The organism is Mammaliicoccus sp. J-M41 (assembly GCF_022385935.1).
GTDB classification, from domain to species: Bacteria; Bacillota; Bacilli; order Staphylococcales; family Staphylococcaceae; genus Mammaliicoccus; species Mammaliicoccus sciuri_A.
On sequence record NZ_JAJNIR010000001.1, the window covers coordinates 141895 to 166683 of the forward strand.

The following is a 24789-nucleotide window of genomic DNA, read 5'->3' on the forward strand; positions in this document are numbered from 1 at the left end:
ATGACATAATATTTTAAAAATAATTATATTTTTTTGTAAATACACATTTTTCCTGGCGTATTATAACTCATATTCATTTTATTTTTTTTCATTTTGATAATTTGATATTTGGATGGCCATAATGCTGGTATATATGCATACCCCAATATTTGCTTCCATAAAGGATCTATATAATAGTAATACTCATCATCATATCCAATTAATAAAGTTACATGGATATTAGTAACATAGGATTTACCTTTATCACCGATTTTAAAAATTTTGCGAATCGGTTTAGCTCCTAATGTCGTATGATATATTACAACCGGATGACTTTTATCAATTATCTTCTCTAGATCTTCAAGTTCAGTACCCGTACCATCAATAATTTCTGAATCATATCTATTTAGAAATTCTGCAAGTACATTCGGAAAAATAGTTTGATGATGGCCAAATTTGATTAGAAAATGATTGCCTACATATCCCTTTTCTGGGTTATCTGAATGTGTTGGCCACTTTCTCATAATAGTCGTTGCATTAATATCTTTATTATAGTAATTAAGCAGCATCGAACTTGCCGTACCTTCACACCCCATAACCATTGGTATAGGAAATAATTGACTTTTCGGTTTAACATTTAAAATTATGCCCATAAAGGTTCTCCTTTTACGATATCTTCTTAAATAAATACATTTGTTTATACATATAATATATCATTTAACATTTCACTACATAGTATAAGAAAGCGGGACAGAGCATCTTTTACTAAAAAGATTTCTTTATCCCGCTTCTCGATATTATTATAGTATTTCAGCTTCAATTTCCATTAATAATTTTTTTATCTTTTTATGTTGAATTTTAGATACTTGAATAGCGACAGTTCTCTCATCCTGATCATTTCTTTTCTTAGAAATAAGCCCTTTTTCTTTTAAGTTTTGTACGGCTTTTGAAATATAGTACGGCTTAAATTTAGATTGTTTAATGATATCTTTAACGTTGTAACAATCTTTCTCGCCTCTATATATAAACTAAAATATATATTTCTTCGAACGAGAGTGCAAATTGACTTTTGATATTTGCGACATAATCTTTAGACTTCTTAGTTGTAACAACTAATTCAACGATATTTCTGATTGGTACCGATACTGATTCCATTGCAAATCAACTCCTCAAAATAATTTAATAAATTGTTGAATTGGTATATTGTGCAATCTTTAGTATCTATAGCATTTTCCCTTTCAACACAATGATTTAATAATATTTATTATTTTATAATGACTTTTAAAAACATTTAATAAATTTTCAAATATTGACTTTTCAACATTTTTGTTTTTCATATAAACCCTTTTATATCAATCTCTACAGCGTTCAATTTACAAAAAAAATCACCCATGTACATAGTTTGTATTTAAGAATTTTTAAAAGTTTATTACTTTTTAAATATAAAGAATTCCTGTCATAAATTGAATAATATATAATATTAAAGATTATGATTTTTCTTTTGTATTTGCATCATTTTGAAATAAACAAAAAAATCTGGCACATCAAAATGTACCAGATTTAAAGATTGTATATTATTTTTTCTTACCTAATGTATCAACGAAACTTAATGCAGATAAACCTAAAAGTGTTAAAGCATGTTTAGCACCTTTAAAGCCATGTCCAGCTTCATAGTGTTTATATGCTGCAACTGTCATAACAGAACCTACAAGTACTGAACCTAATCTTGATAAAGATTTGTTGCAAGCACTTAAGAATAAGAAGATTGAACCTACTAGTTCAAGTCCACCAGCTAATTTCATAGCATTTCTTGAAAGGCCGAATCCTTCTTCGAATTGTTGAGCCATACCGTCGTCATCTTTCACTTTTGGTTGACTTGAATCAAAAATTTGTTTACCTACATATACATTTAATAAATATCTTAACATTACTTAATTTCCTCCTTATTTTTCATATATTCATCTACAATCGGTTTAACTTGTTCACCTAATAGTTGAATAGATTTTAATACTTTTTCATGCGGCATAGAGCCTACTGGTAAATGTAACATAAATCGATTAATACCTAAATCTTCATGCAGTTTAATAATTTTAGCTGCAACTGTTTCAGGACTTCCAACAAACAATGCACCATGAACAATTTCTTGTTCGAATTTTCCCATTGAATATGGTGGCCATCCACGTTCTCGGCCTAATTGATTTATAACATATGCACTTGATGGATAATATTCTTCCATAGCTTTTTCATCAGTTTCAGCAATGTAACCCCATGAGTGTGTCGCTACAGGTAATTTAGATGTATCAAAACCATTTGATTCAGCAACAGCTTTGTACATTGCCACATTACGTTTAAAACGACTTGGCGCCCCTCCTATAATAGCATAAGTGATAGGTAATCCCAATTTTCCTGCTCTCATAGAAGATTCTGGATTTCCTCCAGTTGCTAACCAAATAGGCAATTTATCTTGAACTGCTCTTGGAAATACTTTTAAATGATCAATTGCCGCTCTTGTTTGTCCTTGCCAAGTTACGGTTTCATTTTCATTAATTTGCATTAATAAATCTAATTTTTCTTTATATAGTAAATCGTAATCTTTTAAGTCGTATCCGAAGAGTGGAAATGACTCAATAAATGAACCTCTACCTGCCATAATTTCTGCTCTACCATTACTAATCGCATCTAATGTAGCGAATCTTTGATAGACCCTAACAGGATCGTCAGATGATAATACTGTTACAGCTGATGACAATCTAATATTTTTAGTTTGACTAGCCGCAGCTGCTAACACTGTAACTGGATCTGATACTGCATAATCTTCTCTATGATGCTCCCCTAATCCATAAACATCTAATCCTACTTGATCAGCTAGCTTAATTTCTTCAACAATTTGATTAATTCTTTCGTGTGCAGGGAAAGGTTTGTCCACACCATTAATTGGAGAGATTTCAGCAAATGATGATAATCCTAATTCAAATTTCATGCTCTCACCTCGATATAATTATTATACTAGATATAATTATAGTACTAATTCTCCATTTGTCAATAATATTAATCAAAATAAAAAATAGCACATAAACTTCTGCAGAAGTTTATGTGCTATTTTTCTTTTTAATGATTATGTTCTAAATTGCATAACTTGATAATAGACTGTTTTAAAGGCATCTCTTGTTCATAAATCCTTAACTGATCGATTGTTTCTGGATTTAAATAAATACACTTTTTAGGTTCTCCATTTTGAAATGCAACAATTGCTTCACCATCATCACTACCTTCAAACATTCTATCGACGTCTGAAAAATATTGACTTAAAATATAAATTAATGCATCACTATATCTTTCACGGTCTTGTTTATATAATTCAACTTGATCATCTTGTATATAATACGCATCAACAATGGTCATGCCTTTCACTTCAGATATTTCATGCGTGATATTTTGACTCAGTTGTTCTTTCTTAAAAAATTTAAACAACGTAAACGATCCCCTTCATTTATCAATTAATTAGATTTACTTCTTTGATATTCCTGATACTCAAAAAATACTTGGAATAGCATGATTAACATTGCAGGATGATATTTTGAATTAACAATATCAATATTATGATTGGATGCAATTTTAAATCTTTCAGACTTAGTCTCCATGACTAAATTATTTGCTTCATCTGTGACTTTTACAGATCTAGATATAAACCCTGATTCAAACAATAAAGTATCGTTTTTCTCACCATTAAATATTATTCTCGGTTTAAATCCAATTTTTGTTTCGAATGTACCTATTTTAGTATCGTTCTTAAATACTTCCCAAACAGTTTTAAAAGGTGTCTTTAACTTTCCTTCTATCGATCTTTCTTGTAACACTTTAAAAGTGCCACCTTCAAATTCAATCATAAAATTATGTTTCTTTCTCCCTAATAACGCAAATGTTTCTTGTCTAGTGGATGTATAATATAAGCTTAGATTAAATGCAGGATTATTGTGTTCATCATAGACTTCTATTGGTTTTGTTGATGCACCGAAAAAGTTTTCTTTGAAATGATAATGTGACATATTAACCTCCTGAATGAGCTGTTATTATGCTCATTCTACCATAGCTAAATTTTGTTCACCATCTTTAACATTTTGTAATTTCAGTACATTTTCTATCATTAATTTAATTAACTTTTCTTTATCCTTCTTAATGGAAACTAATGCAATTCTTTCATCAGTTTTAGACCTTTCTTTATCAAGATAGTTTAATTTTACAAGTACTTTTATGGATTTATTGATTTTTACTAAATCCCATCCAAACTGATCTTTAATATCTTCTAGTGTTCGACACCCGTTATGAGACATCTCTATAAATAATAAAATCATAAATTGATCGATATTCATTTTATATTGATGATTGATATTAAAATGTATATCACTCATCACACGATTAATTTCTATCGCATAATCAACGAAATAGTCCGTATTTAAATCTGTAGAAATCTCATTTAAATTATGCTGAAAATCTATTTCTATTTGATTAATTAATTGAGATATTTTCGTTTTGTGACGAGTTTCTACTATTATAATAATTTTTCTCTCATCTTGCTTTAATCGTTCTTTTTTATAATAATTCAAATCATGTAAATAGGATATGACATGTGTTAACATCGTTTGATTAATACGAAGTACTTCTTTAAAATCTAAAGCTGTATATTTTCTTCTCTTTTGATTATCATTAATAAATTTCAAAATCTTTAAATGATAAATATTTAATGCGCAATTTTTCTTTAGTATTTTCTTCACTTGAAAATTCAAATAATTTAATTTCAATAATTCGTTCTTATATTCAGTCATAGCTCAATACCACCTTATTTTATTTTTTGTTTTATATAGATATGCTTAATGACATCAGCTGAAGAATCATAATCTATTACTAATTTTCTTGATTCTTTATCAAAATTTATTGTATTTATCTTATTACCAGTTTCCTCATTAAATTGCTGATTAATTGGCTTATTACGTTTAATACGAATATCGTGAATTCTATACTCAATATCCTCAATGTTCAATCCAGTAATATTTAGTTTTTGATGCAGCTTATTAAATAGTTTATTATTTGGAAAGATTAATAGCTGATATTCATTTAAATAATGCGTAACTAGAATATTGTCATTAAAAAACACGATATTTCCTCTTAATCTTTTTAAAGTTAATATTAATTCAAATAACTGATACTGACTTTCTTTATTTAATTGTAATTCTTTGATCATAAGGTGACTGCTCTGTGAAGGTATCATACTATCAATCCAAGTATCATCTATAATAATTGAAATTCTTTGCTTATACTCTAAACACCATTTAAATGTTTCAATAAGTGATTCGATTAGGGATTGTCGGTTGATATAAGATATTTAACGAAGAATTATTCTTTAATATAGTAGTTATTTCTCTGTCGGAGACTAATTCATGGTAAACTTTGCATGCAATTTGGTTATTTCCATCTATTATATGTGTCATTTGATTAGCTAAGTATTTATCGTAATCATTCAAAATTAATGTTACTTTTGAATCTTTCAATGTTTCATTTATCATTTTATAAACGTGATTATATTGGTAATATGTCATATTTAAATAGAAATGAAACTGCCTCTGTCCATAATAGTACGTGCAATCAATTAAATAATTTAATAGTCGCTTAAATCTATCTGCAAACACTTCTAAATTTTCATTTCTAGATAAATTTATTTCAAATGAAATCTCAAATTGGTGTTCTAATGAGAAAGAAAACATTTGATGCATCAATCTATTACTTTCAAAATTTGATTCGTTTAAAAGTTCATTAATTAAGTGATGCGAAAACATTAAACCGTATTGCCCAATTTCTTTTCTCATCGTTAATAACTTTGATTGCTGAAAATTATTAGTTAATGTTTCGATATTTCTGATATATATTAGTAAATTAGATGTTGGGAGCTTTGATGTTAATTGATCATCTAAATGAATATCTAAACTAATATAATCTGCAACATTATTTGTTAAATCTTTCAGTCGATGAGATATCTTATTTAAATTTTCAATAAGGTTTGTCCGTTTATTATTAAATGGGTAATACTGATCATTCGTGAGTTGCTTTCGATATTTTGCTGGTGTTATATGATACTTATCTCTAAAACTCGTTATAAAATTTGATTCATACGCAAATCCATTATCCCCTGCAATTTGTGTAATAGATTTTTTTGAATAGATTAAGTCAAATATCGCATATGATAAACGAATACTTTTTCTAAGTTCTCTAAATTTCATATCTGTTATTTCTTCTAGATTTTCTGAAAACCATCTCACTGATAAAATACAATTCGTCGCAACTTCAGCAATATATAATTTCTCTTTATAATGGTCATGCATATAATTGATAGCTTTATGTATATCGTTGTTTAAATAATAATCATGATCTTCATCTACAATTCTATATAATCGTAATGTCATCATAAATTGCTTGATTGTATTAAACACATTTGTATCCATGTCATTTTTATATTTAATGTAATTGGCGAGCACCTTATTCATAAAATACTTAAGAACACTGTTATCAAGTTTATCTACATCAATATAGTACTTTTTCTCAAATTGAAAGAAATAATCAAGTTCACATCTGGATAAATACAAAGTGGCTATAACGGTATCTTCATTAGAATAAATACGATAATGTTCCAAATCATTAATGATTACAATATCATTTGCTTGATATATTTTTCTTTTTCCATTGATATAAATCTTACTACTTCCTTCTATTATAAATAGTAGTAATAAACCCATATTAAAATCAGATTGAATATTTAAAGGTTGGTAAATTTTTAAATTACTATCATATAACATGTCAAACACCTCAATTCCTTATGAAACATCTTTATTTACTATTCATGATAATTATAATTCAACAAATATTACTAAAAATACTTTATTCTTGACTTTTTATTATGAAGTTTTGTACTTATTTTAATCCTTTAGATGCAATATTCTTTTGTTTATTTGATATAATTTTTCGTATTATTATCCAAAGTCAATTATTTTATTATGTCTTAAATATTACAAACGTGTAACAAAGAATCGAGTTCAATACTTAAAAGTGCTTAAAAACGTTGATATTATAACGTTCTTTATTCAGTGTAAAATGTTCGGAATTATTACATGAAATCTTTAGATATTTAAATTAAATTACAAAGTTTTAACATTCAACACAAACTAAATAATTTCTGATAAAGTAGGTTTTGTTGATTAACAGCGAAGAAAAAAACTTATTAGAAAAAAAACATAAAACATATACGAAAAAATTATTTTTAAATTATCTAGGAGGATTTATTTATTATGAAGAAAATCGCAACAGCAGCAATCGCAACAGCAGGAATCGCAACATTTATGGCACATGACGCAGATGCAGCAGAAAATACACAAGGATATAATCCAAACGATCCATATTCTTATTCTTACAATTACACAATTGACCAACAAGGTAACTACCACTACACTTGGGAAGGTAACTGGAATCCATCTTCTCATTACGGTTACGAAGCTCAACAACAAGTAGCAACTAACACTGCTTCTTCAAATAACGAAGCAGCTTCAAATACAAATTATTCACAACCAGCATTCAATGCTGCGCCAAATGGTGGTGGTTTAGGAGATTCTCATAACACATCTTCAAACCAAAACAATGTTCGTGTAACAACTACACAAGCACCATCAACTAGCAACCATACAGCAACTACATCAAACTCAAGTTCAAATGTAAGCACTACAACTACATCAACTTCTCGCCCATCAACTGGTGGAGGAGCTAACTTATACACTGCAGGACAATGTACTTACTATGCATTCAGCAAACGTCCTGACTTAGGTAGCACTTGGGGAAATGCTAATAACTGGGCTAACGCAGCAGCACAATCTGGTTACACAGTAAATAACAACCCATCTGCAGGTTCAGTATTACAAACTACAGCTGGTGGATACGGTCACGTAGCTTACGTTGATAAAGTAAACTCTGACGGTTCTATCCAAGTTTCTGAAATGAACTACCAAGGTGTAGGTGTTGTTTCAACTCGTACTATCTCAGCTTCAGCAGCTGGTTCTTACAACTACATTCACTAAGATGAATATAAATAAAAAAGAGCAATCATTGCGATTGCTCTTTTTTTATGCATTTGTTTTTACTTTTTTAATACCGATACCTGTTATACCATAAAATGCTGCAAAGAACACACATAAATAACATGGTACAGTCCACCAGAAGAATTCTCCTAACGAAACACCCAATAAATCACGATAGTATATACCTGAAGTACCCCAAGGGATAAATGGCAACACCATTGTTCCACAATCTTCTAGCGTTCTTGATAAGTTCACACGATCTAAATTACGTTCATTATACATGTCCATTAACAATACACCTATCATAATAATCACGACAGATGCAACACCAGCTGCAAATACAAGAATTAAACTTCCAGCTATCGTAACTAATATCAAATGTGAATCTTTAGAAACTTTACTAGATATTGTCGTTAAAATAACTTTTAAACTACCGGATGCTTCTACAATACCCGCAAATGCATAACCACAGAAAATCGTTACAACAATTTCAGTCATACTCATAATGCCACCACGTTTTAACAGTTCTATCATTGAACTTGATGCATCATTTTCAGATAAGCCTGTCATATTGATATTAAAACCTTGCATCGTTACATTAAATGCATCTACAATTTCAAATCCATTATTAAACACACCTACAAACATTGCGACTAAACTAGATAATAACATCATCGGTACAGTAGGTTTTCCTATACTAATACCTAAGACGATAACAATGACTGGTACCCATACCCAAAAGTTTAAATTAAAAGCTGTATCAATATTACTCAGCAATTCATTTATTCTTTTGCTTTCTACATTTTTAGCATCAAATTGTAAGCCTGCTATAAACCATACAATAAGCCCAATAATTGATGCAGGTATTGTCGTCCACATCATATGTTGGATATGCTTAAAGATATTTACTTTTGTTACTAATGCAGCTAAATTTGTCGTATCAGAAAGTGGTGACATTTTATCTCCAAACACACCACCTGCTATTACAACACCTGCAACCATACCTATCGGAATATTCATTTCATTGGCAATCGCCATTAACGCTATGCCAGCAGTCCCAACTGATCCCCATGCAGTACCTGTAGCGACAGATGTAACGGCTGTTATGACAAATGCAGTTACTAAAAAGTATGTCGGATTGATCGTTTCTAAACCATAATAAATTAAAGCAGGTACAGTGCCTGAATACATCCACGTACCTATTAAAATACCGACTGCAAATATTATGTATATGGCTGGCATTGCAGTTGCTAACCTCTTTGTAATACCATCTTGTAAGTCTTCCCAAGTTAAGCCTACTCTAATGGCTATAAAGCTCGCATAAACCGCTGCAATAATTAATAAAGGTTGAATTGGATAATGTAGAATCCCAAAACCAATCAATACGACTAGCCCCATAAATAAAATCGTAGAAATTGCTTCAAATAAAGTTGGTAATCTCTTCATATAATGCCCCCTTCAATATACTTAGAAAACTAACCATATTATTTTATATATGAAAAAAGTAGTCGCAAATAATTTGCTAACTACTCTTTTTCAATGTTTTAATCCTTAACATAAATATTACAAGAAAATGACATTAATTTTCTAAAAATTCACCGTAAAACCTTATATTATCGGTATATTTTCTATATTACTGTTTGTCATAATTGGTCATAAATATTACTAAAATATTGTATCTGATTATGATTAAGTAACAACTGTATGAAAACACACACAAACATAAAAACTTCTGTTAAAGTATTATTTGTCGTCGGAAAACGACACAAACAAAACTAAAATTTAAATTTAAAACATATACGAAATTTACGGAGGATTATTTATAATGAAAAAATTAACAGCATTCGCAGTATTATCTACGGGATTAGCAACAACAATAATTGGAAATGGTGAAGCTTCAGCAGATACTTTGGATAACGCTCAAGCTCCAGTTCAAAACCAAACTCAAACTCAAAACTTTAACTATACTAATAACTATAGCCAAAATTACAACACTTCAAACATGAGTCAATCATTTACTTCTTCAGTAACACAAACAGCAACTCAAACTACAAGTTCATCAGCTAACTTATACACTGCTGGACAATGTACTTATTATGTATTTGATAAAAGACAAGCAGCTGGAGAACCAATTAGCTCAACTTGGGGAAATGCTAACCAATGGGCAGCTAATGCAGCAGCAGATGGTTACACTGTAAATAACACACCTAAAAAAGGTTCAATCTTACAATCAACAGCTGGTGCTTACGGTCACGTAGCATACGTTGAAAATGTAAACTCTGACGGTAGCGTTGAAGTTTCAGAAATGAACTACCAAGGTGAAGGTGTTGTATCAACTCGTACAATCTCAGCTTCAGAAGCTGGTTCTTACAACTACATTCACTAAGATTAATTGAATATCATTTAAAAAGGAGACTGGACATATCATTGTCTAGATCTCCTTTTTTGTTTATAAAATAATTAATTTATATTATTGATTGGCGGCATCGGTAAAAAAATGTATACTTGAATTAAGTTAGGAGGGATTATACATGAGTGAAAACGAACAAAATCCATTTCAACAAACTACAACACATTCGACATATGAAGATGTATCACAACACTTAGATACAACTGATGATGATAGATTATTCGGTATGCTTATATACTTAACAAGTTTCTTTGCTTCATTCTTTGCGCCACTTATCATTTGGTTAATTAAAAGAGAGAACTCTCCATTCGTTGATAGAATTGGTAAAGATTATTTGAATTTCTTTATTTCATATACGATTTGGGGAATCGTTGGTACCCTATTATGTTTAGTATTAGTAGGCTTTATTATATTACCAATATTAGCTATTTTAGCTTTTATCTTTACGGTTATCGGTGCTATCAAAGCATACAATGGAGAAACTTATTTACCACCATTATCAATTCGTATGATCAAATAACACTTTCAATTTTTGAAAGTGTTATTTTCCTTTTTTATAGTAAAACTGATTAAATACTAAAATTAAATTTCGTGATAGAATGACGTATACTCTTATAATCTTAAGAGTGACGTATTTTATGAATCCCCTTTTTAAACGTTATTTGTGCAGTTCCATTTTTATGGAAAGGCATAATTTTTTTTGTACTTTATCACTACAGTGCTTTAAAGGAGGAGTTTTTTTGGATCAAAAAATTAAAAAACCGAGAAGAAGATATATAAGCTTACCGACACAAATATTAATCGCTTTAGTATTAGGTATTGTAGTAGGATACTTTTTACACGGACAAGACCATTTAATTAAATTCATTCGACCTATTGGAGATATCTTTTTAAACCTTATTAAAATGATTGTTATTCCAATTGTATTCTGTTCATTAGCATTATCAATTTCAAACGTTGGTGATATGCATACAGTTGGTAGATATGGTTGGAAAACGATTTTATACTTTGAAATCATCACGACAATTGCAATTGGGTTGGGCATTATATTCGGAAACTTATTCAAACCTGGATTAGGTATAGACGCAAACAAATTACCTAAAGGTGATATTTCTAAATATGAACAAACTGCTGATGCTGCAGAAAAATCTACTTATGGTAATCACATGATAGATACAATAGTTGGCATCATACCTACAAATATATTTGAAGCTTTAACAGCTGGAGAATTACTACCTATTATATTCTTTGCAGTATTCTTCGGATTAGCAATCGCTGCTGTTGGTGAAAAAGGTCAACCAGTTAAAGATGTATTAAGCGGAACATTAGAAGCTGTATTCTGGATGATACATAGAATATTAAGATTAGCGCCATACGGTGTATTTGCTTTTATCTGTGTAACGATTATGACATTTGGATTATCTGCTTTAATTCCATTAGTTAAGTTATTAGCTGTTGTTGTAGGTGCAATGGTATTCTTTATTATTGTTGTATTAGGGATTGTCGCAAAAATTTGTGGTATCAGCGTATTCTCTATTATTCGCATATTAAAAGACGACTTATTGTTAGCGTTCTCAACTTCAAGTTCAGAAACGGTTCTACCATCAGTAATGGAAAAAATGGAAAAGTTCGGTGCACCAAAAGATGTTGTTTCATTTGTTGTACCAACAGGATATACATTTAACCTTGATGGATCAGCTTTATATCAATCAATCGCAGCATTATTTGTTGCTCAGATGTATGGTGTTCATTTAACGCTTGTTGAACAGTTAATATTAATGTTTACATTAATGATTACATCTAAAGGTATGGCAGCTGTACCTGGTACTTCTATAGTTGTTCTTATTACAACATTAGGGTCTATGGGATTAAATCCAGAAGGACTTGCATTAATTATCGGTATAGACAGACTATTAGATATGACTAGAACATGTGTCAATGTTGTAGGTAACGCGTTATCAACAATTGTTATCTCTAAATGGGAAAACAAATATGACCATGAAAAAGGTCAAGAATATTTAAAAACATTAAAAAAAGCATAAAAAAAAGATTCGGCTAAGGGGAGCCGAATCTTTTTTTAATTTATTTAAGTGAATCCACAATTTCTTTAATTTCATCTTGTTTTAAATCAACAACAATTTCTCCATCTTTCGTATCTTCTTTTAAAGCATCTTTAGCTTCTTCTGAATGATATAATTTCGCAATTTTCTTGTATGTTTTATTATCTTTGTCTTTCGTATTTGCTGCGATAAAGTTGATATAAGGTTTAGCTGCATTAGCATCTGGATCTTCTAAGAAAATAGGATCTTTTTTAGGATCTAATCCAGCTTTTGAAGCTACACCATTATTGATAACAGCAATATCCACTTCATCTAATGCTCTCGCTGTTTGTTGTGCATCTACTGCTTTAATGTTTAAATTCTTTTTATTTTCAACTATGTCTTTAGGTCCACCACTTAAACCGAAGTTCTTATCTAATTTAATGTAACCTGCTTTTTCTAATAATTTTAACGCTCTTGCTTGGTTTGAAACATCATTTGGAATTACAACTTTAGCACCATTTTTTAAATCTTTAACATCTTTCAATTCTTTAGAGTATATGCCTAATGGCGCAAGCACTGTCGTTCTAATAGGAGTAATATCTGTACCTTTATTTGCTTTCTTAAATTGATCTAAAAATGCGAAATGTTGGAAGGCATTTAAATCAATATCTCCGTCTGATAAAGCTTTATTTGGAACATTGTAGTCTGAAAACTGTTTGATTTCAACTTCAATACCATCTTTTTTAGCTAATTCTTTAACTTTGTCCCAAACTGCTGTGTCATTTGATGCGATACCAATTGTGACTTTCTTATCGTCTTTCTTATCTCCACATGCTGCGAGTAATAATACTAATGCTACTAATAATGTTAAGACTTTCTTCATTTAAATTGCTCCTTTATATTAAAATATTTAACTTCTGCGTACTAATCTAGATAAGACATTACCTAGAGATTGAATAACTTGTACCATAATAACAAGTATAATAACGGTGATAACGATGACGATTGTATCAAATCTTTGATAGCCGTATGCAAGTGCTAAGTCACCTATTCCGCCTCCACCAACTGCCCCGGCCATTGCAGTAGCACCAATTAAACCAATAATTGAAGTCGTTAATGCTAAGATTAATGATCCTAGTGCTTCTGGTAATAAGAAATATCTAATAATTTGAATGGGTGAAGCACCCATTGAATGTGCAGCTTCAATAACACCAGAATTAACTTCTAATAATGAGTTTTCAACTAATCTTGCTATGTAAGGTGCAACATAAACAGTCAGTGGTACAATTGCTGCAGATGTACCTATAGAAGTACCTACAATTAATTTCGTAAAAGGTACGATCGCAATTAATAATATAATGAAAGGTAAAGATCTGAATATATTAATAATTGGATTGAGTAAATAATAAATGATGACATTTTCCCATATACCGTTTTTTCTAGTAATCACTAACAAAATGCCTAATGGAATACCAATTAATGCACCTAATACAAGTGACACAGTTACCATGTATAAAGTTTGATATATAGAATCTAACAATAGTGAAGAATCTAATGATGATCCGAACATTATGCACCAACCTCCTCAAATTCTATATTTAATGAATCTAAATGGGCAAAGCTTCTTCTAATTGCACTGTCGTCACCTTTCAAACGTAACGTTAAGTACCCTACTGGTGTGCCTTGAATATCTGACATTGAAGCAAACAAGATATTAATTTGAACTTGATATTTTGTAATTAAGTCATTGATGATGGATTGTGTCACTTTCTCTCCATCTATATATAATTTAATGTCTGTTGCATGATGATCAGTTGGTATTAATTTTCTTAAATTATCTGATATATCTGTTGTAATAACTGTAGATACAAAATTCTTGGCTGTTGCTGTTTTAGGATGGCTGAAGACATCTAATACCGGTCCAATTTCGATTACTCTACCATTTTCCATCACTGCGACTTTGTTACAAATCTTCTGTATCACACTCATTTCATGTGTAATCAGTAGAATTGTGACTCCAAATTCTTCATTGACATTTTTTAATAATTTCAATATAGAATCTGTCGTTGCCGGGTCAAGTGCACTTGTTGCTTCGTCACATAATAATATTTTAGGATCTGTCACGAGTGCTCGTGCAATAGCCACTCTTTGCTTTTGTTCTCCAGATAGTTCATTAGGATATTGCTTTCCTTTATCCTCTAGACCAACAAACTTTAATAGTTCATCAACTTTGGCTTTAATTTTTTCTTTACTTGTACCTTGCAAAATAAGCGGCATCGCAACATTATTAAATACTGTCTTAGAATTTAATAGATTGAAATGTTGAAATATCATACCGATATTCTTCTTAACACTTTGTAATTCTTTCTTTGAATATTGATTGATGTCATGGCCATTAACAATGACCTCTCCCGTTGTTTTCTCTTCCAAAGCATTAACAAGTCTTATTAACGTACTTTTTCCTGCACCACTATATCCAATTACGCCAAAAATATCTTGTTCTTCGACTTTAAAACTGACATCTTTTAAAGCTTGGATTTTAGAATTCTTTTGCTGGAAAATTTTATTTACATTTTTAAATTCAATCATCTTATTTATCCCTTCCGAATTCTTATTAATATGATAAGAATTATATGGGTGTTTCCATTTATCGTCAATACTTATAATCAAATTTTTCTAAATATTCATTTATCTGGATTGTATTTTTTCTCTTTAATGATTGATTAACATTTTCTTAATGAATTTTTATTAATGTAAGCGCTATCAATAAATTATTGACAATTTTGTGAACAACAAATAAAATGAGAATTAAGATGTATTTTTACATCTATAAATAAGGGGGTTATGAGTATGGCAGAGCATGATTTCAAGCGTTTAGCAGCAGATCCAAAGTTTAAAGAACTTCTGAAAAAAAGAAATAATTTTATATTTCCTATCTCTATATTCTTTATTTTGGCAACACTCCTATTCCCAGTGTTGACTGGTTATACAAACATCTTGAATAATATTGCATTTTGGAATATCTCATGGGCATGGATTTACGCTTTATTATTATTCATTATGGTTTGGACACTTGTCACTTTGTACATGCGAAAAGCAAAATCTTTTGATAAAGATGCTGAGGAACTATTAAAAGCATATAGAGAGGAGCAAAACTTATGAATGTAATCGTCGTCGTTATGTTTTTAATATTTGTCGGGATCACATTGTTTATTACATATTTTGCATCTAAAAGAACACAATCAGCAAATGACTTCTACACTGCTGGTGGTGGCTTAACAGGTTGGCAAAATGGTTTGGCAATTGCAGGTGATTATTTATCAGCCGCTTCATTTTTAGGTATAGCAGGTGCCATCGCATTATGGGGGTTTGATGGTTTCTTCTATAGTATTGGTTATTTAACAGCTTATCTTATTGTGTTATACATCGTAGCTGAGCCGTTAAGAAACCTTGGTAAATATACTTTAGCAGATATGATTGCAGCACGATTTGAATTAAAAAAAGTAAGAGCTATGGCTGCAGTTTCTTCTATTACAATAGTTATATTCTATATGCTTGCACAACTCGTTGGTGCAGGTGCACTTATTCAATTACTATTTGGTATACCTTATACGCTCGCTGTTATTCTAGTTGGTATAATGATGACTATTTACGTATTATTTGGTGGTATGACAGCAACAAGCTGGGTACAAATGGTTAAAGCTGTATTACTTATGATTGGTACTGTAATTATTTCATTTTTAGTGTTATTACATTTTGACTTCAATCTTTCTACGATGTTTGGTGAAATGCATAACATTAAGTCATCTGATTTCAAAGGTGAATTTATTAATCCAGGTTCACAAGGTAAACCACCGTTAGATAACATCTCATTAATTATTGCGTTACTGTTTGGTACAGCTGGGTTACCACACATATTGATGCGATTCTTTACAGTTAAAGATGCTAAAACAGCAAGATCTTCTGTAATGTGGGCAACATGGATTATCGGTATCTTCTACATTTTAACAATCTTCCTTGGATTTGGTGCAGCAGCATTATTAACACGTGAAGAAATTATTGCAGCTAACCCTGCAGGTAATATGGCAGCTCCATTATTAGCAGCAAAATTAGGTGGAGATTTCTTAATGTCATTCGTTTCTGCCGTAGCATTTGCGACGATTTTAGCAGTAGTAGCAGGTTTAGTATTAACAGGCGCGTCTGCATTCGCACATGATATTTACGGGCAAGTTATTAAAAAAGGTAAAATAAGCGAACGTGAACAGATGAAAGCAGCAAAATTAGCTTCATTAACCGTTTCAGTTGTATCCATTATATTAGCCTTATTTGCTCAAAATTTAAACGTAGCATTCTTAGTATCATTAGCATTTTGTGTCGCAGCAAGTGCTAACTTACCTGTCATTGTATTTACGATATTTTGGAAGAGATTTAACACACACGGTGCCATCACAGGAATCGCTGTCGGCTTAATGGTGTCACTTATACTCGTTATTTTAAGTCCAAATGTCATGAATCCAGCAGGAACAGCATTTATAACAATGTCGCCAATATTCCCATTATCAAACCCTGCAATCATATCAGTACCAGCAGGCTTTATTGGTGCATTTTTAGGAACATTCCTAGGTAAATCAGAATCACATGATAAATTCCAAGAAGTCCAAGTTAAATCTGCAACTGGTATATCAACTTCAGATATAACACATTAAAAATTCGATAGTATTGTGGAAGTATTTAGGGACACAATTCTGAGTAATGTCCGTAACGGGCCGTGTTAGGGACACAATTCCAAATAATGTCCTTAATTAGACGATCCTAACTTCCATTTCTCAGAATTCTGGTAATTAGAACAACTTACTAACGTATTAAATGTCAAAAACCGCTTAGACTTCCATCGTGTCTAAGCGGTTTTTCCCTATTTTAATTTTGCTTTTTGTAAGAACTTCACTTTTTTGCTAAGTGATTTTGAAGATTTTTGTTTGAGCATTTTATTTCTTATTTTAATTTTTAAAGTACTTGATGATTGTGCTGCTTTACCGATTTTTCTTGATTTTAAGATGACTTTTTTAGTATGTTTCGTTCTTAATTTATCATATCGTTTTAAGGCTGATTCTATATCTCGATCGTTAATTAAATTCACTAATGTTACGGCATCTTCTATTGCTTGTCCTGCACCTTGTCCCATGTTCGGTGTTGTTGCATGTGCTGCGTCTCCCAACAGAACTACTCTATTTGAAACGAAAGATTTCAATGGTACGAGGTCGTACATATCATGATGTAATATGCCTGTTTCTTCTTGTGCATCTAATACAGTTCTTACTTCATTAGGGAATTGATTGAAGTATGCTTGAAGATGTGGTTTCTCAAATGACTTAAATTGCAAATCATTTTCTTTAGCATTCATTGTACAGAACCAGTATAATTCGTTGTCTTTTAAAGGTACAATGCCAAATCTTCCTTTATGTCCCCAATATTCTAAAGTAACATCTTGTTCGATATTTAACTTCTCGTTTACTACACCTCTGAAACAAGTGTATCCAGCATACTTAGGTGCTGATTTCGGATAAAGTTGTGTTCTTACTTTTGAATGTATACCATCTGCTGCAATTACTAAATCAAATTGTTCTTCTAAACCATTTGTAAAATAAAGCCGTACATCGTCAGCTGTTTGCTTAAATGTTTTGACTTCATGATTTAAATAAATATTATCTGTTGGTACATGTGTTTTTAAGATTTCATGTAACACTTTTCTATGAATCGTAATATTTTTATGTTCATCTTGATTCATCATTAATGAATTTAAAAATTCATCTAAATCAGATCTAATTTCTATTTTTCTTAATGGCTGGCCTTCTTGCTCAATTGCATATGCCATTTTATATTGTTTCAATGCTTTAAGGACATTACTTCCAATACCTAAACCGGCACCATCTTGGTCTAAATTTCCACGTTGTTCATATACATAAACTTCATGTCCCGTTTGAGTTAGTAATCCAGCAGTCGTTAACCCACCGATGCCTGCCCCAATTACAGCAATTTTCATTTTGTTCACTACTTTCTTTGAAATAAAAATTTGATTATAAGCTTTATTTTAACATGAATCCTTACATATCTTTACCCCCAGTTCATATTGAACTAGGGGTAACCTTTATTTGTAATAGTCTTTATGGACTTTTGATTTTTTCAAATTATGGTCATCATAATAACCTTCCATAATTTTACCGATACTTGTTGCCCAATTCACATCTGTTGCATATAGGTGTTGACCTGGATTATAAGGGTTCCATCTCATTTTATATAATGTGTCTTGCCCATTGTTAAGATAATCCTTTTTAATAAATTCAGCGCCTCCATTTATAGCTTTTTCTGGAGAAGTCCAACCTTTTTTACGCGCATAACTACTACCTGTTTCTACAGCATCTTGATCAAATGCCCCGATTCCATAAAAATTATAGAATGTTTTACCGTTGGACATTTTGACACCACTAGCCAATTCAGAATTACCGTTGCCAGTTTCGATAAAAGCATGGCTCATCAAGTATATGACATTGACATCATATTTTTCTTGAGCATCTATAAAAGCTTTTTCTTTACCTTTTAATATGCCTTTATCTTTTAAAATTTCTTTAACTTGTTTTTCTGATACATCTACTTTTTTAGATATATCTATGAATTGAAAGTCTGTCTGACTTTTGTCGATATCCATAAATTTATCGATATCTTTTTTATCAGCATACACGAATTTATTGTCCTTTTGTGTAACAGCTGGTGCATCACTTTGCGTTTGAATTTCAAGCGCTTCTTCATAAGTATGCGTTTGATGATTTTTAAAAAAAGGAGACTCAAAAATAAATAATAAAACAATAAAAATAATAATAATTGTGAGCCCTAAAATTAAAGAAAACCTTTCTCTCAAAAAGTTAATAATATTCACACCTCTTCTATTTGTATAAGCATTGTTACTGTTTTAACTTATCTTATATTTTCTTAAATTTCAACGAAATGTTTTCAAAAAATAAGAGCGAGACAGAAATCTGTCTCACTCTTCTCTACTCATACCTTTTAAAAAGTTCAATAATAGCGTTACACTTTGATTAATTTCTGGATCTTTAAGTGCACCTAATAAATCTGTTACAGAAGTCTTCTTATAAGGATTAGCCCTATTTGCTACTTTCATACCGTTATTAATTCTTCTCACGAAAGTCGATGTTTCTTCTATATCTAGCTCTCCTAATAAAAATAGAACTTGTCCAAGATTTCCTAAAATACCTTCATATTGTTCTTTATTTAGTTCATTGACGATATTTTTCGTAATGATTTTACGTTGCACAATGGCTGCGTGAAAAGCATCCAACGCTTCCGCTTCTTCCAGTGCATCGAGTATATCAATCCCTTTTTCAATGGCAATTTTTCGATCTGATAATCGTGATTTAATGTCATTCATATTTTCTTCAATTATATATTCTCTACTTTTATGAATTTTCTTAATCACTTTAACTCTTTCACCCATTATAAATCGCCACCTTTACTAGGGAATGTATAACTTGATTTCGCCCACTTATCTTGTACTCTCACACTAATCTGAGGCTGTCTATTACCAAAACGTGAATTATGTTTAGGTATAGGTGATTGCCCTTTTTTAGTGACAACTTCTAACTTCGCATAATTATCTTTATATGCTGGTGTATTTGTATCTTTATCAACATCACTATCTGTTACAAAGTTAGGTGCACCTTCATTCTGATCATTTAATGGAATATAAATATTATTACCTGCTACTCTGTCTGTTACTTGCACATTCACTTCTACTGTACCTACTTTAGAAGTTATTTTAACTCTCGCACCATTTTCGATACCGTGTTCTTCAGCGAGTTCTTTAGAAATTTCACAGAAGTTTCTAGGTAATTTATATTTTAAACCAGGTACTTGATAAGTCATATTACCTTCATGGAAATGTTCTAACACTCGACCATTGTTAACGTGTAATGACATTTCTTTTGTCTTTTTAGATTCAACATTAAATGACAATGGATAAAGTCTAGCTTTGCCATCAGGGAAATTAAATCTTTCTGTATATAATAATGGTGTATCAGTGCCATCATCATTCATTGGCCATTGTAAACTATCAAATCCTTCTAGACGATCATACGTAATTCCTTTAACTAAAGGCATGAGTGATTGTGCTTCATACCATATTTCACTAGGATGTTGATAATCCCAATCTGCGCCTAGTGACTGTGCAATTAATTGAATGATTTCCCAGTCTGGTTTAGAATCTCCAAGCGTGTCTAATGCTTTATTGATTCTTTGAACACGTCTTTCAGTGTTTGTAAATGTACCATCTTTTTCTAATGAAGGAGATGCTGGTAAGACAACATCTGCAAATTCGGCTGTTTTTGATAAAAATAAATCTTGAACGACTAAGAAATCAATTTTCTCAAATGCTGATCTGACATAATTGATATTAGCGTCTACAACACCTGTATCTTCACCTTTAATATAAAGTGAGTGTAATGTCCCTTCATGTATACTATCTATCATTTGATGGTTGTCCAAACCTCTTTCTGAATCGAGCGAAACTTGCCAAGCTTGTTCAAATTTATGTCTCACTTCATCATCAGAGACATCTTGATATCCTGGGAATGTGTTAGGCATACTGCCCATATCACTACATCCTTGAACATTGTTGTGGCCTCTTAAAGGATAAGCACCTGTGCCAGGTCTCATATAATTCCCTGTTACTAATAATAAGTTAGAAATAGCTGTACTTGTATCACTACCGATACGATGTTGCGTTACACCCATTGCCCAACAGATGGATAGAGATTCAGTTTCTGCAACTTGTTTGGCAATATGTTTAAGTTCTGTTTGACTAATGCCCGTGAGACTTTCTGCATACTCTAACGTAAATGTATTAAGACTTTCATAATAACTATCAAAATCATTAACCCATTTATTGATAAAAGCCTCATCGTGCCAATTTTGGTCGATAATATATTTTGTAACAGCTGATAGCCAAACTAAATCTGTACCAGGATTTGGTTGATAAAATTTATCTGCACGTTCAGCCATCTCATGTTTTCTAATATCAAATACATATAATTTTTGTCCTAATAATTTATGTGCACGTTTAATTCTACTCGCAATAACTGGATGTGCTTCAGCTGTGTTTGTACCGATAGTAATGACCATTTTAGCTTTTTCTAAATCTTCAATTGAACCGGAATCGCCACCGTAACCTACTGTTCTAAACAATCCTTGAGTAGCGGGTGATTGACAATATCTAGAACAATTATCGACATTATGCGTTCCGATAACTTGTCTCGCTAATTTCTGCATTAAATATGATTCTTCATTTGTACATTTAGAAGATGAAATAAACGCTAATGCGTCTTTACCATATTGATTTTTAATTTGAGAAAATCGAGTACTGATCACTCTTAAAGCTTCATCCCATTCAACTTCTTGGAAATAGCCTTCTTTTCTAACTAAAGGTTTCGTTAATCTATCTTCAGAATTCACATAGTCCCATGCAAATTTCCCTTTAACACACGTAGAAATATGATTTGCTGGAGAATCTTCATGCGGTAACACTCTTAATATTTCTCTATCTTTTGTCCAAACATCAAATGAACAACCTACTCCACAGTATGTACATACTGTCTTCGTCTTCTTAATAACATCTTCTCGCATCGCCGCTTCTGAATCAGAAATCGCAAACAGTGGTCCATATCCAGTTTCAGCTTTTTTAGTGAGTTCAATCATCGAACGTAATAAGCCAGGTTCTTGATCAGTCATATACCCTGCGTTACCTAGCATGTTATTTTCCATCAAAGCATTACAAGGACATACTGTTACACATTGTCCACAGTTCACACAGCTTGATTCATCAATCGCACGATCATTGTCCCAAATAACTCTAGGTTGTTTTCTTTCCCAATCAATTGTCAATGTTTCGTTCACTTGTACATCTTGACATACTTCTACACATCTACCACATAGAATACATTGATCCGGATCATATCTGTAAAATGCCCCAAAATCTTTTTCATAACCTTTAGATTGAAATGGATTAGATTGATGTTCTAAACCAAATTCACCCATTGCATTATGAATTTCGCAATTGCCATTATTATAATCACAAACTGTACAATATAATTCATGATGTTCAAGCACTCTGTCCAATGCTTGTTTCTGAGCTGATTTCACGGATTCAAGTTGTGTATTCACAACCATGCCATTCTCAATCATCGTACTACATGCACGTTGAAGTTGCCCATTAACTTCGACGACACATGAGTCACACGTTTCAATTGGTCCTAAAGATTCGTTGTAGCATATAGACGGAACGAAGGTTAACTTTTCAGCTTTAATAAAGTCCAATAGCCTCATGCCCTCTTCTACAAGAAAATCTTTACCATCAATTGTTATAACCTGATGTTCTTGCATATTGATTACCCCCTCTATGAAATTATGCCCAAAAAAGCCAAATATAATCATTTTTAAATGAAAAGGCTTACTTTTGATTATAATTTTGTAATTTTACAATTACAAATAATTGTTATGTTTACTATATCGACAAATTTTCAGAAATTTCAAAAATATTATTGATACAATGTAAAATTTTTGCTAATCTATGAATATTCTTAGTTTGAAAGAAGGTTTTACAATGGTTACATTTATTTCTAGTATTATTATTTTAATTTTGGGGTATATCTTTTACGGTAAATACGTTGAACGCGTATTCGAGATACATCCGGATAAACAAACACCAGCGTATAGTAAACAAGATAATATGGATTTTGTACCTATGCCTGCTTGGAAAGGATGGATGATTCAGCTGCTTAACATAGCTGGATTGGGTCCGATATTTGGTGCAGTAGCTGGTGCTTTATATGGACCTGTAGCATTTATCTGGATTGTTGTAGGGTGTATCGTTGCTGGAGGTGTACATGATTACTTCTCAGGCATGCTAAGTTTGAGACATGGTGGTGCACAGTTCCCTATGCTTGTACAACATTATTTAGGTAAGATTATTAGAGTGTTCACAGATGTTGTGTCTGTCGTCTTGATGGTGCTTGTTGCAGCTGCATTTGTTGCTGGGCCAGCTCAATTATTATCAAGCAAGACACCTATTTCATTCTTCGTAGCATTAGTTATCATTTTTACATACTTTATACTAGCAGCTATTCTTCCTATCAATAAAATCATTGGACGTATTTATCCAATATTCGGTGTTATCTTAATCGTTATGGCCGTTAGTGTAGCCGTTGCTTTAATATTCAGTGGTAAACATATTCCTGAAATTACAATTCATAATATGCATCCTAAAGAACTACCTGTTTGGCCATTACTTATGGTGACAATATCTTGCGGTGCAATTTCAGGTTTCCATTGTACGCAAAGTCCAATCATTTCAAGAACAGTTAAAAATGAATCAGAAGGTAGAAAAGTTTTTTATGGCGCAATGATCTCAGAAGGTATTATTGCATTAATTTGGGCAGCAGCTGGTATGACATTCTTCGGTGGTACTGAAGGATTAGCAGCAAAATTACAATCAATCGGTCCAGCAGGTGTCGTTGACCAAATCTCAATGGAATTATTAGGACCATTCGGTAGCATCCTTGCACTACTTGGTGTCATCATCCTACCTATTACAACTGGTGATACTGCACTTAGAAGTTCAAGAATGATTATAGAAGATTTCATGAGAGATAAAGTAAAAATTAAACCAAAAGTATTAATGATTGCAGCAAGCTTTGCTGTAGGATTACCTGCTTTCTTACTATCAACAATTGATTATTCATTCTTATGGAGATATGTTGGATTCTCAAATCAAATCGTCGCAACCGTTATGTTGTGGGTTAGTGTAAGTTACTTATTAAGATATGGCAAGAAACATTTAGTAGCAGGAATACCAGCATTATTCATGACAGCTGCAATTAGTGTATATGTATTATATGCACCTGAAGGATTATCATTACCATATCAAACATCTGTAATTGGTGGTTCAATCGTATTTCTAATTGTCGCTTCACTATATGTACGTGCAATTATTAAACATGCAGACCCAAGCAGAATCCCAACACCTACAAGAGATTTATATACATCATAAAAATGGAGACTTCCGATATTACATCGGAAGTCTTTTTTATGAGTATGTTGTGTGTTATGTGAAGATAGCGGGGTTCTTAGTTACAATTCTGTAGGATTTTGTAATTAACAGACCCACTACATACATATCAAT

General features: G+C 31.6%; 25 protein-coding genes. 7 read left to right on the forward strand and 18 right to left on the reverse strand.

The window, feature by feature from the left end:
- Positions 1-23 precede the first annotated feature (23 nt).
- The 10 genes from LQ686_RS00800 to LQ686_RS00845 all read right to left on the reverse strand — a co-directional run bounded on the left by LQ686_RS00800 (position 24) and on the right by LQ686_RS00845 (position 6824).
- Positions 24-632 (reverse strand): C39 family peptidase, encoded by a 609-nt coding sequence (locus tag LQ686_RS00800; protein WP_103362005.1) that lies wholly within the window; start codon positions 630-632, stop codon positions 24-26.
- A 147-nt stretch (positions 633-779) separates the two neighbouring features.
- On the reverse strand, positions 780-1004 hold the full coding sequence (locus tag LQ686_RS00805) for a transcriptional regulator, SarA/Rot family (protein WP_311405042.1): 225 nt from the start codon (positions 1002-1004) through the stop codon (positions 780-782).
- Positions 997-1134: a hypothetical protein gene (locus LQ686_RS00810; RefSeq protein WP_232151781.1), complete on the reverse strand. Its 138-nt coding sequence runs from the start codon at positions 1132-1134 to the stop codon at positions 997-999. Before LQ686_RS00810 ends, LQ686_RS00805 begins: the two co-directional genes overlap by 8 nt.
- Before the next feature lie 419 nt (positions 1135-1553).
- Entirely contained in the window at positions 1554-1907 is a 354-nt protein-coding gene (locus LQ686_RS00815) for a DoxX family protein (protein WP_025906850.1), read from the reverse strand.
- Entirely contained in the window at positions 1907-2959 is a 1053-nt protein-coding gene (locus LQ686_RS00820; protein WP_107596667.1) for an LLM class flavin-dependent oxidoreductase, read from the reverse strand. Before LQ686_RS00820 ends, LQ686_RS00815 begins: the two co-directional genes overlap by 1 nt.
- 128 nt (positions 2960-3087) lie before the next feature.
- Positions 3088-3450: a hypothetical protein gene (locus LQ686_RS00825; RefSeq protein ID WP_103362004.1), complete on the reverse strand. Its 363-nt coding sequence runs from the start codon at positions 3448-3450 to the stop codon at positions 3088-3090.
- Positions 3451-3476: 26 nt separating this feature from the next.
- A complete protein-coding gene (locus LQ686_RS00830; RefSeq protein WP_239733108.1) occupies positions 3477-4025 on the reverse strand; it encodes a tubby C-terminal domain-like protein in 549 nt (182 codons plus the stop codon).
- A gap of 30 nt (positions 4026-4055) precedes the next feature.
- Positions 4056-4802: a transcriptional regulator, SarA/Rot family gene (locus LQ686_RS00835; RefSeq protein ID WP_103362002.1), complete on the reverse strand. Its 747-nt coding sequence runs from the start codon at positions 4800-4802 to the stop codon at positions 4056-4058.
- A gap of 14 nt (positions 4803-4816) precedes the next feature.
- On the reverse strand, positions 4817-5218 hold the full coding sequence (locus LQ686_RS00840; protein ID WP_107590389.1) for a hypothetical protein: 402 nt from the start codon (positions 5216-5218) through the stop codon (positions 4817-4819).
- 97 nt (positions 5219-5315) lie between these two features.
- Complete coding sequence (locus LQ686_RS00845) at positions 5316-6824, reverse strand: helix-turn-helix domain-containing protein (protein WP_107572889.1); 1509 nt, start codon at positions 6822-6824, stop codon at positions 5316-5318.
- Between the two features lie 489 nt (positions 6825-7313).
- Between LQ686_RS00845 and LQ686_RS00850 the strand changes: the two genes are divergently transcribed.
- A complete protein-coding gene (locus LQ686_RS00850; RefSeq protein ID WP_025906857.1) occupies positions 7314-8093 on the forward strand; it encodes a CHAP domain-containing protein in 780 nt (259 codons plus the stop codon).
- 45 nt (positions 8094-8138) lie between these two features.
- On the opposite strand, the gene nhaC is transcribed toward LQ686_RS00850, so the two are convergent.
- Positions 8139-9539 (reverse strand): Na+/H+ antiporter NhaC, encoded by a 1401-nt coding sequence (gene nhaC / locus LQ686_RS00855; RefSeq protein WP_103361999.1) that lies wholly within the window; start codon positions 9537-9539, stop codon positions 8139-8141.
- Positions 9540-9918: 379 nt separating this feature from the next.
- Between nhaC and LQ686_RS00860 the strand changes: the two genes are divergently transcribed.
- The 3 genes from LQ686_RS00860 to LQ686_RS00870 all read left to right on the forward strand — a co-directional run bounded on the left by LQ686_RS00860 (position 9919) and on the right by LQ686_RS00870 (position 12545).
- Positions 9919-10479: a CHAP domain-containing protein gene (locus tag LQ686_RS00860; protein WP_119475367.1), complete on the forward strand. Its 561-nt coding sequence runs from the start codon at positions 9919-9921 to the stop codon at positions 10477-10479.
- Between the two features lie 145 nt (positions 10480-10624).
- Positions 10625-11023, forward strand: a complete 399-nt coding sequence (locus LQ686_RS00865) for a DUF4870 domain-containing protein (protein ID WP_103361998.1) — start codon at positions 10625-10627, stop codon at positions 11021-11023.
- 220 nt (positions 11024-11243) lie between these two features.
- Positions 11244-12545, forward strand: a complete 1302-nt coding sequence (locus tag LQ686_RS00870) for a cation:dicarboxylate symporter family transporter (protein ID WP_239733109.1) — start codon at positions 11244-11246, stop codon at positions 12543-12545.
- A gap of 40 nt (positions 12546-12585) precedes the next feature.
- Here LQ686_RS00870 and gmpC read toward each other — a convergent pair whose 3' ends face one another.
- The 3 genes from gmpC to LQ686_RS00885 are packed head-to-tail and all read right to left on the reverse strand — an operon-like array spanning position 12586 to position 15134.
- Positions 12586-13428, reverse strand: a complete 843-nt coding sequence (gene gmpC / locus LQ686_RS00875) for a dipeptide ABC transporter glycylmethionine-binding lipoprotein (RefSeq protein ID WP_025906862.1) — start codon at positions 13426-13428, stop codon at positions 12586-12588.
- A 27-nt stretch (positions 13429-13455) separates the two neighbouring features.
- Positions 13456-14115, reverse strand: a complete 660-nt coding sequence (locus tag LQ686_RS00880; protein ID WP_025906863.1) for a methionine ABC transporter permease — start codon at positions 14113-14115, stop codon at positions 13456-13458.
- Positions 14115-15134 (reverse strand): methionine ABC transporter ATP-binding protein, encoded by a 1020-nt coding sequence (locus tag LQ686_RS00885; protein ID WP_239733110.1) that lies wholly within the window; start codon positions 15132-15134, stop codon positions 14115-14117. Before LQ686_RS00885 ends, LQ686_RS00880 begins: the two co-directional genes overlap by 1 nt.
- A 261-nt stretch (positions 15135-15395) precedes the next feature.
- On the opposite strand from LQ686_RS00885, the gene LQ686_RS00890 reads away from it, so the two are divergent.
- Positions 15396-15707, forward strand: coding sequence for a DUF485 domain-containing protein (locus LQ686_RS00890; protein WP_025906865.1), 312 nt, complete (start codon positions 15396-15398; stop codon positions 15705-15707).
- Positions 15704-17251 (forward strand): solute symporter family protein, encoded by a 1548-nt coding sequence (locus LQ686_RS00895; protein WP_103361997.1) that lies wholly within the window; start codon positions 15704-15706, stop codon positions 17249-17251. Before LQ686_RS00890 ends, LQ686_RS00895 begins: the two co-directional genes overlap by 4 nt.
- Positions 17252-17457: 206 nt before the next feature.
- On the opposite strand, the gene LQ686_RS00900 is transcribed toward LQ686_RS00895, so the two are convergent.
- The 4 genes from LQ686_RS00900 to fdhF all read right to left on the reverse strand — a co-directional run bounded on the left by LQ686_RS00900 (position 17458) and on the right by fdhF (position 22991).
- A complete protein-coding gene (locus tag LQ686_RS00900) occupies positions 17458-18585 on the reverse strand; it encodes an FAD-dependent monooxygenase (protein ID WP_025906867.1) in 1128 nt (375 codons plus the stop codon).
- Between the two features lie 105 nt (positions 18586-18690).
- Entirely contained in the window at positions 18691-19458 is a 768-nt protein-coding gene (locus LQ686_RS00905; RefSeq protein ID WP_103361996.1) for an N-acetylglucosaminidase, read from the reverse strand.
- Between the two features lie 123 nt (positions 19459-19581).
- Positions 19582-20052, reverse strand: a complete 471-nt coding sequence (locus tag LQ686_RS00910) for a helical membrane plugin domain-containing protein (protein WP_037589089.1) — start codon at positions 20050-20052, stop codon at positions 19582-19584.
- Positions 20052-22991: a formate dehydrogenase subunit alpha gene (fdhF, locus tag LQ686_RS00915; protein ID WP_107634056.1), complete on the reverse strand. Its 2940-nt coding sequence runs from the start codon at positions 22989-22991 to the stop codon at positions 20052-20054. The genes LQ686_RS00910 and fdhF overlap by 1 nt, the downstream gene beginning before the upstream one ends.
- Before the next feature lie 220 nt (positions 22992-23211).
- Between fdhF and LQ686_RS00920 the strand changes: the two genes are divergently transcribed.
- The gene (locus LQ686_RS00920) at positions 23212-24657 is read left to right on the forward strand and encodes a carbon starvation CstA family protein (RefSeq protein WP_025906871.1); all 1446 of its coding nucleotides are present in this window, start codon (positions 23212-23214) and stop codon (positions 24655-24657) included.
- The last annotated feature ends 132 nt before the right edge of the window (positions 24658-24789 follow it).

What these genes read in the sequence shown, in the direction of transcription:
- LQ686_RS00800 (WP_103362005.1), bottom strand. Translation starts at nt 632, where the DNA reads ATGGGCATAATTTTAAATGTTAAACCGAAAAGTCAATTATTTCCTATA.
- LQ686_RS00810 (WP_232151781.1), bottom strand. Translation starts at nt 1,134, where the DNA reads ATGGAATCAGTATCGGTACCAATCAGAAATATCGTTGAATTAGTTGTT.
- LQ686_RS00815 (WP_025906850.1), bottom strand. Translation starts at nt 1,907, where the DNA reads ATGTTAAGATATTTATTAAATGTATATGTAGGTAAACAAATTTTTGAT.
- LQ686_RS00820 (WP_107596667.1), bottom strand. Translation starts at nt 2,959, where the DNA reads ATGAAATTTGAATTAGGATTATCATCATTTGCTGAAATCTCTCCAATT.
- LQ686_RS00830 (WP_239733108.1), bottom strand. Translation starts at nt 4,025, where the DNA reads ATGTCACATTATCATTTCAAAGAAAACTTTTTCGGTGCATCAACAAAA.
- LQ686_RS00835 (WP_103362002.1), bottom strand. Translation starts at nt 4,802, where the DNA reads ATGACTGAATATAAGAACGAATTATTGAAATTAAATTATTTGAATTTT.
- LQ686_RS00840 (WP_107590389.1), bottom strand. Translation starts at nt 5,218, where the DNA reads ATGATCAAAGAATTACAATTAAATAAAGAAAGTCAGTATCAGTTATTT.
- LQ686_RS00845 (WP_107572889.1), bottom strand. Translation starts at nt 6,824, where the DNA reads ATGTTATATGATAGTAATTTAAAAATTTACCAACCTTTAAATATTCAA.
- LQ686_RS00850 (WP_025906857.1), top strand. Translation starts at nt 7,314, where the DNA reads ATGAAGAAAATCGCAACAGCAGCAATCGCAACAGCAGGAATCGCAACA.
- nhaC (WP_103361999.1), bottom strand. Translation starts at nt 9,539, where the DNA reads ATGAAGAGATTACCAACTTTATTTGAAGCAATTTCTACGATTTTATTT.
- LQ686_RS00860 (WP_119475367.1), top strand. Translation starts at nt 9,919, where the DNA reads ATGAAAAAATTAACAGCATTCGCAGTATTATCTACGGGATTAGCAACA.
- LQ686_RS00865 (WP_103361998.1), top strand. Translation starts at nt 10,625, where the DNA reads ATGAGTGAAAACGAACAAAATCCATTTCAACAAACTACAACACATTCG.
- gmpC (WP_025906862.1), bottom strand. Translation starts at nt 13,428, where the DNA reads ATGAAGAAAGTCTTAACATTATTAGTAGCATTAGTATTATTACTCGCA.
- LQ686_RS00880 (WP_025906863.1), bottom strand. Translation starts at nt 14,115, where the DNA reads ATGTTCGGATCATCATTAGATTCTTCACTATTGTTAGATTCTATATAT.
- LQ686_RS00885 (WP_239733110.1), bottom strand. Translation starts at nt 15,134, where the DNA reads ATGATTGAATTTAAAAATGTAAATAAAATTTTCCAGCAAAAGAATTCT.
- LQ686_RS00890 (WP_025906865.1), top strand. Translation starts at nt 15,396, where the DNA reads ATGGCAGAGCATGATTTCAAGCGTTTAGCAGCAGATCCAAAGTTTAAA.
- LQ686_RS00895 (WP_103361997.1), top strand. Translation starts at nt 15,704, where the DNA reads ATGAATGTAATCGTCGTCGTTATGTTTTTAATATTTGTCGGGATCACA.
- LQ686_RS00900 (WP_025906867.1), bottom strand. Translation starts at nt 18,585, where the DNA reads ATGAAAATTGCTGTAATTGGGGCAGGCATCGGTGGGTTAACGACTGCT.
- LQ686_RS00910 (WP_037589089.1), bottom strand. Translation starts at nt 20,052, where the DNA reads ATGGGTGAAAGAGTTAAAGTGATTAAGAAAATTCATAAAAGTAGAGAA.
- fdhF (WP_107634056.1), bottom strand. Translation starts at nt 22,991, where the DNA reads ATGCAAGAACATCAGGTTATAACAATTGATGGTAAAGATTTTCTTGTA.
- LQ686_RS00920 (WP_025906871.1), top strand. Translation starts at nt 23,212, where the DNA reads ATGGTTACATTTATTTCTAGTATTATTATTTTAATTTTGGGGTATATC.